The 14288-nt window shown below is 67.4% G+C and carries 11 protein-coding genes and 1 pseudogene; 5 read left to right on the top strand and 7 right to left on the bottom strand.

Annotation, left to right across the window (positions count from 1 at the left end; genetic code table 11):
* Positions 1-81 precede the first annotated feature (81 nt).
* Positions 82-696 (top strand): FMN-dependent NADH-azoreductase, encoded by a 615-nt coding sequence (locus SJH88_RS00735; protein WP_042412894.1) that lies wholly within the window; start codon positions 82-84, stop codon positions 694-696.
* A 152-nt stretch (positions 697-848) separates the two neighbouring features.
* Here the strand turns inward: SJH88_RS00735 and SJH88_RS00740 are convergent, their stop codons facing one another.
* The 4 genes from SJH88_RS00740 to olsF all read right to left on the bottom strand — a co-directional run bounded on the left by SJH88_RS00740 (position 849) and on the right by olsF (position 5728).
* Entirely contained in the window at positions 849-1502 is a 654-nt protein-coding gene (locus tag SJH88_RS00740; RefSeq protein ID WP_051519554.1) for an orotate phosphoribosyltransferase, read from the bottom strand.
* Between the two features lie 18 nt (positions 1503-1520).
* Positions 1521-2426, bottom strand: a complete 906-nt coding sequence (locus tag SJH88_RS00745; protein WP_270147749.1) for a helix-turn-helix domain-containing protein — start codon at positions 2424-2426, stop codon at positions 1521-1523.
* Positions 2427-2444: 18 nt separating this feature from the next.
* Positions 2445-3719, bottom strand: coding sequence for a hydantoinase/carbamoylase family amidase (locus tag SJH88_RS00750; protein WP_274753331.1), 1275 nt, complete (start codon positions 3717-3719; stop codon positions 2445-2447).
* Between the two features lie 248 nt (positions 3720-3967).
* The gene (gene olsF, locus SJH88_RS00755) at positions 3968-5728 is read right to left on the bottom strand and encodes a bifunctional ornithine lipid synthase OlsF (RefSeq protein WP_274753332.1); all 1761 of its coding nucleotides are present in this window, start codon (positions 5726-5728) and stop codon (positions 3968-3970) included.
* 188 nt (positions 5729-5916) lie between these two features.
* On the opposite strand from olsF, the gene SJH88_RS00760 reads away from it, so the two are divergent.
* Positions 5917-6870, top strand: coding sequence for a class I SAM-dependent methyltransferase (locus SJH88_RS00760; protein WP_274753333.1), 954 nt, complete (start codon positions 5917-5919; stop codon positions 6868-6870).
* 56 nt (positions 6871-6926) lie between these two features.
* Positions 6927-7901 carry an alpha/beta hydrolase gene (locus SJH88_RS00765; RefSeq protein ID WP_274753334.1) on the top strand — a complete coding sequence of 325 codons (975 nt, stop codon included), beginning with the start codon at positions 6927-6929 and terminating at the stop codon, positions 7899-7901.
* A gap of 112 nt (positions 7902-8013) precedes the next feature.
* On the opposite strand, the gene SJH88_RS00770 is transcribed toward SJH88_RS00765, so the two are convergent.
* Positions 8014-8217, bottom strand: a complete 204-nt coding sequence (locus SJH88_RS00770; protein WP_274753335.1) for a hypothetical protein — start codon at positions 8215-8217, stop codon at positions 8014-8016.
* 33 nt (positions 8218-8250) lie between these two features.
* Here SJH88_RS00770 and SJH88_RS00775 point away from each other — a divergent pair, with 33 nt between their 5' ends.
* Both SJH88_RS00775 and SJH88_RS00780 read left to right on the top strand, forming a co-directional pair.
* Positions 8251-8835, top strand: coding sequence for a biotin transporter BioY (locus SJH88_RS00775; protein ID WP_274753336.1), 585 nt, complete (start codon positions 8251-8253; stop codon positions 8833-8835).
* A 186-nt stretch (positions 8836-9021) separates the two neighbouring features.
* Positions 9022-10278 (top strand): annotated as a pseudogene (locus tag SJH88_RS00780) (MFS transporter); the annotation flags it as partial.
* Positions 10279-10308: 30 nt separating this feature from the next.
* Here SJH88_RS00780 and SJH88_RS00785 read toward each other — a convergent pair.
* Together SJH88_RS00785 and SJH88_RS00790 are read right to left on the bottom strand one after the other, a co-directional pair.
* A complete protein-coding gene (locus SJH88_RS00785; protein ID WP_225890681.1) occupies positions 10309-11514 on the bottom strand; it encodes an MFS transporter in 1206 nt (401 codons plus the stop codon).
* 850 nt (positions 11515-12364) lie between these two features.
* Positions 12365-14200, bottom strand: coding sequence for an acyl-CoA dehydrogenase family protein (locus tag SJH88_RS00790; RefSeq protein ID WP_270147764.1), 1836 nt, complete (start codon positions 14198-14200; stop codon positions 12365-12367).
* Positions 14201-14288: the final 88 nt, after the last annotated feature.

The raw sequence follows: 14288 nt of genomic DNA on the forward strand, positions 1-14288 counted from the left end.
TCGCATTTTCGATGACTTATCCGAACAGCGGGATCAATGCATACTTCAACCCATCGAACTTTGATTTCTCAGGAGCACCCCTTGAAACTGCTGCACATTGACTCTGCGATCACCGGCGACAACTCGGCTTCGCGCAAGCTGACCCAGCAAATCGTCAACGCCTGGACGGCCAAGCACGCCGGCACCGAAGTGACCTACCTGGACCTGGTGGCCCAGGCCCCCAACCACTTCACCATGGCCGCGATGACCCCCCGCACCGGCCAGACCGACGGCCTGACCGCCGAGCAAGTGGCAGAGAACGCCGTGTCCGAACAGCTGGTGAGCCAGTTCCTGGCGGCCGACGTGGTCGTGATCGGTGCCCCGTTCTACAACTTCAGCATCCCCACCCAGCTGAAGGCCTGGATCGACCGCATCGCCCAGCCCGGCCGCACCTTCCGCTACACCGCCAACGGCCCTGAAGGCCTGGCCAAGGGCAAGACCGTGATCATCGCCTCCTCGCGCGGCGGCATGTACTCCACCAGCGAAGCCGGTCAGGCCATGGAACACCAGGAAAGCTACCTGAAGGTGGTGATGGGCTTCTTCGGCGTCACCGACGTGCGCTTTGTGCGCGCCGAAGGTCTGGGCATGGGCCCCGACGCTGTGGCCGCCGCCTTTGAAAGCGCCGCCAACGATGTGAAGGCCGCCGTGGCCGCCTGATCGCCGCCCTGGTACCCACACCAAAAAGCCTGCTGGATCAGCAGGCTTTTTGCATTGCGCATTTCAGGAGCAGCCCGCGCACGGCTGCAGGGCGTTTCCGCCAACAATCGATCGCAAACGCTGACAGAACGAGCGCAAGGCGCTCTGTTTTTTTACTTGCCGATCCCGCCGTGGGCCAGCGACCACTTGGCCGGGTCCTGCAGGAAGGTCTGCCACACGGCCAGCTGCTCGACCGAGAAGCCACCGCGCTGGAAGGCCATGGCCAGCACGTCCTGCCAGTTGCACAGCGCGTGCACGCGCACGCCGTGCTGGGCCAGCACCGCGTCGGAGCCGAAGCAGGCGTAGTCAAAGACCACGAACAGGTCTTCCACGCGCGCACCCTGGGCCCGCAGGGCGTCGATGAAGCTCAGCTTGTACTGGCCGGCGGACACCATGTCGTCGACCAGCAGCACCTTGCCCCCCGGCTCCACCGTGCCTTCGATCTGGCGGCTGCCCACGGCGCGCTTACGCACGTACTGCAGCGGCATGTCCAGCTTCTCAGCAAACCAGGCGGCAAAGGCGATGCCGCTGGACTCGCCCCCGGCCACGGCACTCAGGCCCTGCAGGGCGCCGGCATCCAGCAGGCGCTGCACGCCCTGCTTCATCAGTTCGCGGCGGATGGTGGGCAGCGAGATCAGGCGCGTGGCATCCATGTACACCGGGCTGGCCCAGCCCGAGGGCAGCACGAAGGGCGCATCGGTGCGCACTTCCACACAACCGGCTTCCAACAACCAGGCCGCGGCCTGCTGGCTCATCAAAGGTGTCATTGCAATCTTCTTTCTTGGTCAGTCCGGGGCCGTGCGTTCCAGCAAGGCGCGCAGGCGCTGTGCGCCGGCGGGGCCCTTGCTGGCCGTGGCCCATAAATTCGTGGTCATGCGCTCGTGCAGCGCCACGGCCTCCTGCGAGGCGGTCACCATGGCGATGCCGTTGCGCACATTCGGCAGCTCACCCAGGCGGAACGGGCTGTGCATCAGCACCCGGTGCTGGGCGCCGATCAGCACCTGGTAGGTGGCCGAGGGCATGGCATCGTCCACCAGCCCCACCTGGGCATACCAGGGCTCGCTGTCCATCAGCTCGGCGATGCGCTGCACCTCCTGGCGCGCAGCCTGCACGCGCGCACGGCGCACGCCGGGTGCCACGTCCATGCGGCCGACCAGGCCGGTCTGCACGAAGCGCTCCAGCTCGCGCAGGCCGATCAGGCTGACGATGTGCGGCTTGCGCCGCTCGAAGTTCAGCCGCCGCTCGCGCAGGATGTCCATGATCTGCTGCGCCTGGCGCGCGTGCAGCGGGGCATCGGCGCCCTGCGGCAAGGCCTCGGCCAGCATCAGGCCCAGGTGCTCCAGGTAGTGCTCGGACATCAGCAGCAGCGAGATCGGCTCGAAATGCGCCAGGATGCGGTCCGAGGTCTGCTCCAGCTGGCGCATGCGCTCGAACAGCGCCAGCGCCGAAGCGTAGTACTCTGCCTCCACCCCCAGCAGCGAGGCCAGGCTGGTGCCCAGCAGGTGGGCCAGCCGCTCCAGGGTGTCGATCTTGACGATCTCGCCCTTTTCCATGCGATAGACCACGGCGCGCGACACGCCCAGCTGCTGCGCCACCTCGTCGGCCTGCAGGCCGGCCCCCATGCGGTAGGCGCGCAGGCGGTCGCCCAGCGCGGCATAGTCGATGTGGGAGGTGAAGGGGTCCGTGGTCATGGTGGCGGCTGCCCGCGACTATACCGAGGCCGGGGCCACGGGAATGGCGGCGATGGTGTCGGCCATCACCTGGGTGCCGAGCATGAAGTCCGACAGCTCCATGGCCTCGTGCGGGTTGTGCGAACCATGCTGGTTGCGCACGAACACCATGGCCGAGGGCACGCCGCCGTTGGCGAACAGGGCCGCATCGTGGCCGGCGCCACTGGGGATGCGCTCGTGGGCAATGCCGCGCTCGCGGCAGGCCTTGGCCATCAGGTCGCACAGCTGGGGGTCGGTGACGGCGGGCTCGCTCAGCAGGCGGCGGTCCAGCTGGAACTTGACGCCGCGCTCGCGCTCGATGGAGGCCATCTCGGCCTGCACCAGCTGGTAGAAGGCTTCCAGCGTGTCGCTGCTCTTGCTGCGCGCCTCGAAGCTGAAATGCGCATAGCCCGGCACGCGCGAGATGGAATGCTCGGCCGGGTTGGTCTGCACCACGCCGCAGGTCACCACCAGGTCGGTGCCGCGCTCCAGCAGCGCGCGCCAGTGGGTGTCCAGGCGCACGATCAGGTCGGACACGGCGAACACCGCGTCCTTGCGCAGCCAGCGCGGCACCACGCCGGAGTGCTGGGCCTCGCCAAAGCATTCGATCTTGTTGTGGCGCACATTGCCGCGGATGCCGCTGACCACGCCCACGGGGATCTCGCGCGCCACCATCACCGGGCCTTGCTCGATGTGCAGCTCCACATAGGCGCGGATGTCGACCGGGTTGAACAGCTTGTCCTGGCGGGCGATGGCGGCCAGGTCGGCGCCGCAGGCGGCCAGGGCGTCGCCCAGGGTCACGCCGTCCTCGCGGCGCTGCAGGGCCAGGTCGGCCGCAGTCAGCTTTCCCCACAGCGCGCCCGAGCCCATGTAGGCCTTGCCGAACCAGGCGCTCTCCTCACCGCGGAAACCGATCACCTGCAGCGGCGCGGGCAGCGTCACGCCCTGGCGCTTGGCCGCAATCAGCACCAGCAGGCCGGCGACGATGCCGGCCAGGCCGTCGTAATTGCCGCCCTGCGGCACGGAATCCAGGTGCGAGCCGGTCCAGATGACCGGCCCCTGGCGGGTGTCGGCCGGGTCGCTGTAGACAAAGTTGCCGGCGCGGTCGGTGGTCACCTCCAGCCCCTCGGCGCGGGCAAAGGCCTCCAGATGGCGGGCACAGGCGTTTTCACCGGCCCCATAGCTGGCGCGGGTGACGCCCACACCATCGAAAGTCAGCGCACGAATGTCGGCAAACAGTTGCTGTGCCAGTGGCTGTAGAGACTGCAGTTCCATGTCGGACGGGCCTGCCGCACGCGACGCGCAGGCTGTGAGGGTTGCTAAGAAAGCATCTTAATCTCAAAAAAGATACGCAATACCCACATTGCATGCGCCCATCTGCGACTGTTTTGTATCTTTTTTGGAATACCCCGCACGACACCGCGCCCCCTCCGCGTCCGCCCCGGCGATCAGGCATGAAAAAAGCAGCAGGTGCCCGTTCAGTGGGCGCCTGCTGCTCTGTTTTTTGATGCGCTACGGTGCGATCAGGCCGCGGCGGTTGCGGTGACGACTTCGGTCACGGCCTCGGTGACAGCCTCCGCCTCACGGCGGGGCATGTAGCGGTCGCGCTTGTGCGGCTTCAAGCGCTGCACGTCCACCAGCACCAGGCCATCAACGCAGTGCGAGAAATCCGGGTCCACGCCAAAGTCCAGGAAGCGCACGCCCCCGGGCTCGGCCACTTCGGCGTACTGCTTGTACAGCGTGGGCACGCTGGAGCCCATGTGGGCCAGCAGGTGCTTGAGGCGCACGAAGTCGGCCGCGCTGTCCTCGCCCGTGAACTGGGAGCACATCTCCAGCCCCTCGCCCGGCACATAGGGCCGGCGGGCGTGGGCCAGGCAGGCTGCGCCGTAGTGCGTGCGGTAGTGGTAGATCAGCAGATCGCGCGCTGCCTGGGGCATTTCGCGGCTGATGGACACCGGGCCGAACAGGTAGCGGCATTCCGGATAGCGCTGGATGTAGGCCCCGATGCCAAACCACAGGTAGTCCAGCGACCGCTTGCCCCAGTAGCGCGGCTGCACGAAGGAGCGTCCCAGCTCCAGCCCCTGCTGCAAAAAGCTCTGCATGCCGGGTGTGAACTCGAACAGGCTGTGCGTGTACAAGGCCTCCACGCCCTGCTCGGCCAGCACCTGGGCGGTGCGCGCCATGCGGTAGGCACCGGCGATCTCCAGGTCCTGCGGGTCCCACAGGATCAGGTGGTCGTAGTGGGCGTCATAGCGATCCAGGTCGCGGCGGGCACCGCTGCCCTCGCCCACGGCGCGGAAGGACAGCTCGCGCAGCCGTCCCACCTCGCGCAGGATGGGCGAATCCAGCGCGCCGCGGAACAGGTGGATGCGCTTGCCATCCGGGGTCTCGCCCAGCAGCTCGCAGGCCGTCACGGCCTGGGCCAGTGCGCTGCGGTTGACCGGGTGGGCAATCGCCGTCTCCACCTTCAGCAGATTGGGTTTGTCCTGGGCCACGCGGTACAGGTGCTTGCGCAGCAGCTTGGCGGCGGCCTCGGGCTCCACCGGCAGGCTGCCGTAGCTGCTGTGCGGGATCGGATGGCCGATGCGCAGGGCAATGCTCTTTTGGTGCTGGCCGAACATCTCCTTGACCAGCAGCAGCGTGGCCAGGGGCTTGTACAGCAGCGAGGCGCCGTAGAACAGCGCCGAATTGCGCCCGTCGATGTGGATGGGCACGATGGGCGCCTGGGCCTGGCCGGCCAGGCGCAGGAAGCCAGGGTTCCAGCGGCCGTCGCGCACGCCCTCGGGGTGCAGGCGCGAGACCTCACCCGCCGGGAAGATGATGACCGCGCCCTCGCCCTGCAGGTGCTCCATGATGGCCTTGAGCTGGCGCGCCGCACTGCGCCCGCCCATCATGGTCACCGGCAGCAGCAGGCGCTTGAGTGGCGCCAGCTCGGCCAGCAGGCCGTTGGCGACGATCTTCACGTCGCGGCGGATGCCGCCCACCATGTTCAGCAGGGCCAGACCGTCCAGCGAGCCGATGGGGTGGTTGGCGATGATGACCACGCGCCCGTGGGCAGGAATGCGCTCGCGCTCGTTGTCGCGCACGGCAGAGCTGAAGGCAAAGTGCTCCAGCACCTGCTCCACGAACTGGAAACCCTCCAGGTGCGGGTACTGCTGGGCAAAGCTGCGGAAGCTCTGCTCGCGCAGCAACCGGCGCAGCACGCCGCGCACACCCTGGCTGAGTCGGGGGTGCCGCTGCAATTGCGGCAGGTGCAGGTCGACGATCTGGTCCACAGAAATCATGGGCGCATCCTTGCAAAAGCGGGGTGTCGCGATGGTCGGCAACTGCCGTGACAGGCTCGCGACAAGTGTGTGAAGCCTGTGTGACAGCCGCACCGCGCACCGCGGCCCGCAGGCGCCGTACTCCGGCCGCCGCCAGGGCCAGGGCTGTGGCCGCATACTCTCGCCCTTGTGTTTTTTCCGTGAATGCCATGCAAGCCCTGCTCGACACCATCGCCCAGCTCGAAGTCCCGACCGATGCCTGCCGCCTGTTCCACGGTCGCGGCGGGCGCCACCCCGGCTGCGAGCACCTGGTGCTGGACGCCTTCCCCCCCGTGCTGGTGCTGACCAGCTTCCAGCCGCTGGACGAGACCGCGCTGCAGGCCCTGGACACCGCCCTGCTCGCGCGCTGGGCGCAGATCGCCCAGGGGCAGCCGCTGAACTGGGTCTTCCAGATGCGCCAGCCCGGCACCAAGGCCGAGACGCGCCTGGTGCGCGGCAGCGTGCCCGAGCCGCACATCGTCACCGAGGCCGGCCTGCAGTACCGCGCCCATGTGCTGCGCGGCCAGAACCACGGCCTGTTCCTGGACATGGCCGCCGGCCGCCGCTGGGTGCGCGCGCATGTGGCGCAACACCCCGAACACCGCCACAGCCTGAAGGTGCTGAACCTGTTCGCCTACACCTGCGCCTTCTCCGTCGCTGCGCTGGACGCCGGCGCGCGCCAGGTGCTGAACATGGACATGGCCCAGGGCGCCCTGGCCACGGGCCAGCACAACCACCAGCTCAACGGGCTGACGGGCGCCAGCTTTCTGGCGCACGACATCTTCAGCAGCTGGGGCAAGATCACGCGCAGCGGCCCCTACCACCTGATCGTCATCGACCCGCCCAGCTACCAGAAGGGCAGCTTTGTGGCCACCAAGGACTACGCCAAGCTGATGCGCCGCCTGCCCGACCTGCTGCGCCCCGGCGGCCATGTGCTGCTGTGCCTGAACGCGCCCGAACTGGGCACGGCCTTCCTCCAGGACCAGATGGCCGAGATCGCGCCCACGCTGCAGTTTGTGGAACGCATCGCCAACCCCGCCGCCTTTGCCGATGTGGACGAGGAACGCAGCCTGAAGGTGCTGCTGTACCGCGCTCCTGCGGCCGACGGGCTGGCGCCGGCTTGACACACCAAACAGGCATTTCACGCAGTCACAGCTAGCGCTGACAGCTATGGATTTTCATGATACACACCCCTGACCCCACCCCCATCGATCCCGCCCTGGCACACACCCAGCACCGCTTTGCCCAACTGGATGCGGACACACCCACGCCCCAGCTGGACTATGTGCAGCGCCGCCGCCTGCTCAGCGAACTGCAGGCGCGCCTGCTGCGCACCCAGCCGCTGCCGGGCATTGCCATCCAGCAGCACTTTGTCAGCGCCCCCGGGCGCGAGATTGCCGTGCGCAGCTACACCCCGGCGGCCCGCGCCAGCGGCCAGACCCTGGTCTGGCTGCATGGCGGCGGCTGGATGGTGGGCAGCCTGGACACGCACGACGACCTGTGCGAACACCTGGCCCACTTCAGCGGCCACACCGTGCTCAGCGTGCACTACCGCCGCACGCCCGAAAGCCCGTTCCCGGCCGCCGTGGAGGATGCCCACGCCGTGCTGCAGTGGCTGCACCAGATGCAGGGCGTACTGCCCTTCGCCCAGCCCCAAGTGCTGCTGGGCGGTGACAGCGCGGGTGGCCACCTGGCCCTGTGCAGCGCGGTGCATGCCATCCAGCAACCCGCGGCCGACCGCGCGCAGATCCAGGCCCTGCTGCTGTTCTACCCCTGCCTGCAGCCCGGCCTGTCCACGCCCAGCATGGCGGCATTCGCCCAGGGCTACGGCCTGACCGACGCCGCCATGGACGCTTACTGGCAGCAGCTGGGCGGCGCCGAACTGGCCTGGCGAAGCCCGGGCCTGTGTATCGATGCCCTGCCGCAGCTGCCGCCCACGGCCATCGTCACCGCCAGCCACGACATCCTGCGCGACGAGGCCGAGGACTTTGCGCGCCAGCTCCAGGCCCTGCCCCAAAGCCCGGCCGTGCAGTGGACGCGCGCCGAAGGCATGGTGCACGGCTTTGCCCGCATGCTGGTCGCCAGCCCCGCAGCGCGCCAGGCGGTGGAAGCCGCCTGCCAGATGCTGGAACAGGTGCGCCGCCAGGCACGCTGAGCACGGCGCACACCGGCCTCGACGGGTCCCCCCGCGTGCGGCCTGCAGCAGTTGGCCGCGTCGCGACAGCCGGTGCGGGGCTGCACGGCCCTGCCGCGCCAAGTTCTACGGGTTATGCCCCCCGTTGAACGCGGTTGCCGACAGCTTGCACGCGGATAAACAGCGCTTGCGCCATCCTGCCGGCAATTGCCGCGAAATGCGGTGTTTCACACCCCATCGCCGCCCGCAGATCGACGCAGTTAGGCACCGTCAAAAATGCAGATTTAAATGCAGATGCATTCATGTTCCACATGCGTTTCTGCAATTTGGCGTGCATAAAATACCGCCACCACTGCGAGGAACACCTGCCATGACCACCGCCTTGACCCGCCGCCACTCCGAATCCATCGCCCTGGTGGCCCTGTTTGCCGCCCTGCTGGGCGTGATGGGCCTGATCCCTAAGATCGATCTGCCGCTGGGCGTGCACATCTCCATCCAGACCCTGGGCGTGATGCTGGCTGGCTGCCTGCTGGGCCCCTGGCGCGGCCTGCAGGCCATGCTGGTGTTCCTGGTGGCCGTGGCCGCCGGTCTGCCCCTGCTGTCGGGCGGCCGTGGTGGCCTGGGCGTGTTCATGGCGCCGACCGCGGGCTACCTGGTGGGCTGGACGGCTGCGGCCTTCGTCACCGGCTGGCTGATGGCGCTGCTGCCCAAGTCCACGCCCCTGCGCGCCGCGGGCAGCGCCTTCGTCGCCTCGGCCGTGGGCTGCATTGCCGTGCTGTATGCCTTTGGCATTGCCGGCCTGGTGTGGATTGCCAAGCTGCCGCTGACCCAGGCCCTCTGGGTGAATGTGGCCTTCATCCCCGGCGACCTGATCAAGTGCGCCCTGACGGCCCTGGTGGTGCACAGCATTGCCCGCGCCATGCCAGACTGGCAGTTCGGCGGCGTGCGCCGTTGACGCTGCGGGCGCTGTCGAATCGATAGCGTCAGCACCCAAAGCGCTGGCAGCGCTGATGCAGTCAGCGCAAACAGCTATCAAAAAAATGAAATTTCCCTGCAGGGGTCACAGCCTCCCCTGCCGCCATGGCCTACCATGCGCGCCGCGCGATACCTACATCCATACCACGCGCCAGGGAGATTCACCATGCAAACACCACCCCACCACTCCACGCCCACCGGCGGCTGGTACTTCGGCTGGAACATCGTGGCGGCCGCCACGCTGCTGACCTTGCTGACCGTCGGCATGCGCCTGGGCATCGGCCCGCTGTTCCTGCCCATGGCCGACGATCTGGGCTTCAGTCGCAGCCTGCTGGCCGGCATCATCGCCATCGGCATGCTGTGCTATGGCCTGGCCATGCCTGTGGCGGGCTGGCTGGTGGCCCGCGTGGGCACGCGCCACGTGCTGCTGCTGGGCACGGTCATCCTGGTGCTGTCCACGCTGTGGGCGGTCAACACCCGCTCGGCCCAGGGCATTTTCTGGAGCTTCGGCGTCTGCATGTCGGTGGGTGCGGGCTTCACCAGCCCCGTGGCCCTGACACCGGTGATCAGCCGCTGGTTCCAGCGCCGCCGCGGCATGGCGCTGTTCTTTCTGTCCACCGGCTCCATGGCCGGGATTGCCGTCATGACCCCGGCCCTGGGCTGGGCCCTGCAGCACTTCAGCTGGCAGCACACGCTGCTGGGTTTTGCGGCCGTGTTCACGCTGATCACCGTGCCCGCGGCGCTGTGGGTGGTGCACGACGCCGCCCCCGAAGGCGGTGACGCCCCCCTGGGCACGGCCACCGGCAGCACCGCCGCACGCCCCGCCCCGGGGGCCGAGCTGAGCGTGCTGCAAGCCATGCGCACGGCCCCGTTCCTGAAGGTGACGCTGGGCCTGTTTGCCTGTGGCTTCAGCATGAACCTGATGGGCACGCACTGCATGCCCATGCTGCTGGACCATGGCTTTGACGCCACCACCAGCGCCCTGGGCATCGGGCTGATCGGCCTGGTCGCCATTCCCAGCACCATGGTGCTGGGCCGCCTGGCCGATCGGGTGGAGCGGCGCAAGATGCTGAGCGTGATCTACGGCGTGCGCGGCCTGGGCTTTCTGGGGCTGATGCTGGTGGGCAGCGCCTGGCAGCTGTACGGCGTGGCGGCGGTGGGCGGCGTGGTCTGGGCCGGCAGCATTGCGCTGTCGTCCGCCATCCTGGCCGATGTGTATGGCGTCAAGAAGGTGGGCATGCTGTATGGCTGGGCCTACCTGGGCCACCAAGTGGGCGCCATGATCAGCGCGTGGCTGGGCGGCTGGGGGTTCGAGCAGCACGGCACGCACTGGCTGGCCTTTGGCGCCGCTGCGGCCCTGCTGGTGCTGGCTGCGGGCGTGGCCCTGCGCCTGCCCGGCACGATCGCCCCGCGGTCTTCGGCCCGGCGCAGGCCGCCTGAGCCAGGGGCCGCCTTACTGCACGCTGCTGCGCATGCGCGGGTGGCGGTGGAACAGCCCCCCCACCACCAGCCCCAGCACGATCACCATGGCGCAGAAGCTGCACACCGCCACCGTCATGCCCCAGTGGTCGGCCAGCCAGCCCATGCCCAGCATGGGCAGCATGCTGCCGATGTAGCCGATCACCAGATAGGTCGACAGCAGGCCGGAGCGGTTGGACGGGGTGGCAATGCGGTTGACCATGCTCATGCCCGACAGCATGCTCATGCCATGGCCCATGGCCGTGCACGCCACGCCCAGCACGAACAGCCAGGCCGAGCCCACCCACAGGTTCACCATCAGCAGCGCATTGCTGAGGGCCAGGCTCAGCAGGCCGCCCAGGCCACACCACTGGGTGGGCAGGTTGCCCACCAGCACCTGTACGCAGGCCGAGGCCAGCAGGATCACGGCGATGGCCGTGCCACTGACCACGGGGCCATGCCAGGGCACCAGCCGGTCCAGGAACAGCGGCGACATCGAGGCGTAGAGGCCAAACACGCCAAACGCCAGGAAGGGCAGCATGCAGGTCAGCACAAAGGCCGTGGAGGCACTGGGCTCCGGCCAGGTCAGCTTGGGCAGCACGTCCTGCAGCCGCAGCCGGCCCGCCTGGCGCGGCAGCGCGGCGGGCGGCAGCTCCAGCCGCGCCAGCACGTACAGGCCCAGCCCGCCCAGCACCAGGGTTGGGATGTAGGTGGTGACCAGCGGATAGGGGGCCCACTGCCCCATGATGCCGCCAACCAGGGGGCCCAGGCCGAAGCCCAGCGCCATCAGAAAGCCGGTGACCATGGCCACGCGCTGCACATGACCGGGGCGCGACAGCACGGCCAGGCCCTGCGTGGCACTGGTGGTCATCAGGCTGGAGGCCACGCCGACGATGAAGCGCCCGACGATCAGGCTGGTCATGTTCCAGGCGACCAGGCTCAGGAAAGTGCCCAGCAGGGTCAGCACCAGACCGGCCTGCATCACGGCCTTGAAGCCGGCGCGGTCCGGCAGGCGCCCCAGAAACAGCAGGCTGCACAGCGCCCCGCTCATGTAGACCACGTAGATCAGCGAGATGTCGCTGGCCTGCAGTTGCCATGCCTCTTTGTAGAGCGCGTACAGTGGGCTGATGAGGGCCGTGCCCATCACGCCGACGATCATGGCAAAACTCACCCACGCAAAGGGCGAACCTCTCAACTTCATTCTTCAAGCAGTGTGTAAGGCCACAGGAACGCGCAGCGTGGCGCTCCAAAGCAAGACCGCGCCCGGAATGACCCGGGCGCGGTCCAGCGGTGGCATGGGAAAAAAGATTCAGTCCATTGTGCGCCGGCACGGCGCGGCGGCGCAATCCCCGGTTGGACAGCCGACAAGCAAGCAGGGTTGCCACGCCCTGCCATGAAGCGGTCACACAAGCGGCCGATCAAATGTTGCAAGGTATTGCAAATGCATCAAGCCTTATAAAAGACTGCAAAAAATTAATGCCGCCTGGGGATTTACACGACCTGCGGATTCATGCGCCGATGGCATATCAACCGCATTTTCCATTGGATATTCAAGATGAATGCGGTGCACCCTGCAATAAACCTGCGGCTTATTCAATTTCAGAATTCCCTGTAGGCATGGAATTTCGTATAGCGAGATGCGCGCACACATATTTTTGCAGCGCCCTGCGGCCGTCCCCCTAGAATCCGCGTGTCTTGCTGTTGTGACCCACAGACAGACGCTTGTATTTTGCGCCTCCTTCCCGGGAGGCGATTTTTTGGGCGATGCCCGAAGCCACTCCGCGCCATGCACGGCAGATGTCCGGATTCGCGGGGTTGGAGATATTCGGGGCCTTCCAAAGCGGCCCACGCGATGGTGCTGCCGGCCTTGGTATTCATTTGCGCAGCGAGACCCAAGACAGGGGCCGCCCACAGGCCGGGGCATCCCGCAGGTCCTGCGGCGCGACCTCTCGGCGCGCAGCGCATGACATTCCCCCTGGAACGTGCCGGGCACGCCCCCAACCCCAGACGGCCTGCACAGGCCCGCCAAGAAGGGGCGGGCTCGCCGGCCGTCAGAAGGCCTCGGCCGGCAGCTGGGCGCAGGTCAGATCGCGCGCGCTTACCACCTGCAGCCAGGCGGTGATCTTGGGCAGCTCATAGTGGTAGAAATAGCGTATTGAGCCCATCCTGCCTGCGTTGGCAGCTATCGATAGCGCAGCATCGCGCTGCAGCACGGTCAGGGCCACGTCCAGCCACACCCAGGCCAGCACCATGTGGCCAAAGGCCTGCATGTACGGCACGGCATTCGCCAGCGCTTCCTGCGGGTTGCCCGTGGCCCAGGCTTTTTTGGTGGCGCTGCCCACCTCCTGCAGTGCCTGGGCCAGCTGGTTGGCATAAGCGGCCAGGGCCGGCTGCTGCAGGGCGCGTTCGATGGTGGCGTGGATGGTGGTGGCCAGCAGCTGCAGGCCCGCACCGCCCTGCATCAGCACCTTGCGGCCCAGCAGATCGGCCGCCTGGATGCCGTGCGTGCCCTCGTGGATCATGTTCAGGCGGTTGTCACGCCAGTACTGCTCCACCGGGAAGTCGCGCGTGTAGCCATAGCCGCCGTGGATCTGGATGGCCAGGGAGTTGGCTTCCAGGCAGTTCTCGCTGGGCCAGCTCTTGGCAATCGGTGTCAGCACCTCCAGCAGCAGCTTGGCGCGTGCGGCCTCCTCCGGCGACCCTGTGCGACCTTCGTCCACCAGCTGGGCGCAGTACAGGTTCAGCGCCAGCGCGCCTTCGCAGTACGCTTTTTGCGCCAGCAGCATGCGCTTGACGTCGGCGTGTTCAATGATGGCCACCTGCGGGCTGCTGGCGTCCTTGCCGCCTTCGGTCATACGACGGCCCTGCGGGCGGTTCTTGGCGTAGTCCAGGCTGGCGTAGTAGCCGGCCAGGCCCAGCATGGTCGCCGCCATGCCGATGCCGATGCGCGCCTCGTTCATCATGTGGAACATGCATTTGAGGCCTTCGTGCGGCCGGCCCACCAGGTAGCCGATGGCGCCTGCGCCGCCGCGCACGGGGTATTTGCCCTCGCCAAAGTTCAGCAGCGTGTTGGTGGTGCCGCGCCAGCCCAGCTTGTGGTTCAAGCCGGCCAGGGCCACGTCGTTGCGCTCGCCGGTCAACTGGCCGGTGGTGTCCACCAGCTTCTTGGGCACGATGAACAACGAGATGCCTTTCACGCCCGGAATCAGTTTGCCATCCGGCCCGGGGATCTTGGCCAACACCAGGTGCACGATGTTCTCGGTCAACTCGTGGTCGCCCGAGCTGATCCACATCTTGTTGCCCTTGAGGCGGTAGCGTGCCCCCAGCGGGTCGGCCTCAAAGTCGGCGCCATCGGGCTCGGCACGCGTGGCGATGTCGCTCAGGCTGGAGCCGGCCTGCGGCTCTGACAGCGCCATGGTGCCGGCCCAGCGGCCGTTGAATGCGTTGTCGGCAAACACCTGCTGCTGCATGGGCGTGCCGTGCACGCGCAGCAGGTTGGCGTTACCCACGGTCAGCAGGTTGGAGCCGATGCTGATGCTGGCGCAGGCAAAAAAGCTGTTGGCCGCCGCCTCCACCACATACGGCAGCTGCATGCCGCCTTGCTCGTAGGGCTGGGCCGCGCTGAGCATGCCGCTGTCCGCATAGGCCTTGCGCGCCTCGCCGGTGCAGGCGGGCTGGATGACCTTCTCGCCGTCGAAGCTGGGCTCCTGCGTGTCCACCATGCGGTTGAAAGGCGCGTACTTCTCGCGGGCGATGCGCTCGCAGGTGTCCCACACCGCGTCAAAGGTTTCGCGGCTGTGGTCGGCATAGCGGGTGCGGGCGGTCAGGCTTTCGGCGTGCAGCCAGTCATAGACCAGAAATTCCAGGGTGGAGCGCAGCTGGGACATGGTTTTGAAGCGAAATCAGCCTCCAGCGCTTGCTGAGCAAGCGCCGACAGCTATGGTTGTTGAAACTGACACACCGGGGCGCGGGGCG

Source organism: Comamonas sp. GCA5 (assembly GCF_036541385.1).
GTDB classification, from domain to species: Bacteria; Pseudomonadota; Gammaproteobacteria; order Burkholderiales; family Burkholderiaceae_C; genus Comamonas; species Comamonas aquatica.

What these genes read in the sequence shown, in the direction of transcription:
- SJH88_RS00770 (WP_274753335.1), bottom strand. Translation starts at nt 8,217, where the DNA reads ATGCACGCCAAATTGCAGAAACGCATGTGGAACATGAATGCATCTGCA.
- SJH88_RS00765 (WP_274753334.1), top strand. Translation starts at nt 6,927, where the DNA reads ATGATACACACCCCTGACCCCACCCCCATCGATCCCGCCCTGGCACAC.
- SJH88_RS00745 (WP_270147749.1), bottom strand. Translation starts at nt 2,426, where the DNA reads ATGACCACGGACCCCTTCACCTCCCACATCGACTATGCCGCGCTGGGC.
- SJH88_RS00740 (WP_051519554.1), bottom strand. Translation starts at nt 1,502, where the DNA reads ATGACACCTTTGATGAGCCAGCAGGCCGCGGCCTGGTTGTTGGAAGCC.
- SJH88_RS00790 (WP_270147764.1), bottom strand. Translation starts at nt 14,200, where the DNA reads ATGTCCCAGCTGCGCTCCACCCTGGAATTTCTGGTCTATGACTGGCTG.
- SJH88_RS00750 (WP_274753331.1), bottom strand. Translation starts at nt 3,719, where the DNA reads ATGGAACTGCAGTCTCTACAGCCACTGGCACAGCAACTGTTTGCCGAC.
- SJH88_RS00760 (WP_274753333.1), top strand. Translation starts at nt 5,917, where the DNA reads ATGCAAGCCCTGCTCGACACCATCGCCCAGCTCGAAGTCCCGACCGAT.
- olsF (WP_274753332.1), bottom strand. Translation starts at nt 5,728, where the DNA reads ATGATTTCTGTGGACCAGATCGTCGACCTGCACCTGCCGCAATTGCAG.
- SJH88_RS00775 (WP_274753336.1), top strand. Translation starts at nt 8,251, where the DNA reads ATGACCACCGCCTTGACCCGCCGCCACTCCGAATCCATCGCCCTGGTG.
- SJH88_RS00785 (WP_225890681.1), bottom strand. Translation starts at nt 11,514, where the DNA reads ATGAAGTTGAGAGGTTCGCCCTTTGCGTGGGTGAGTTTTGCCATGATC.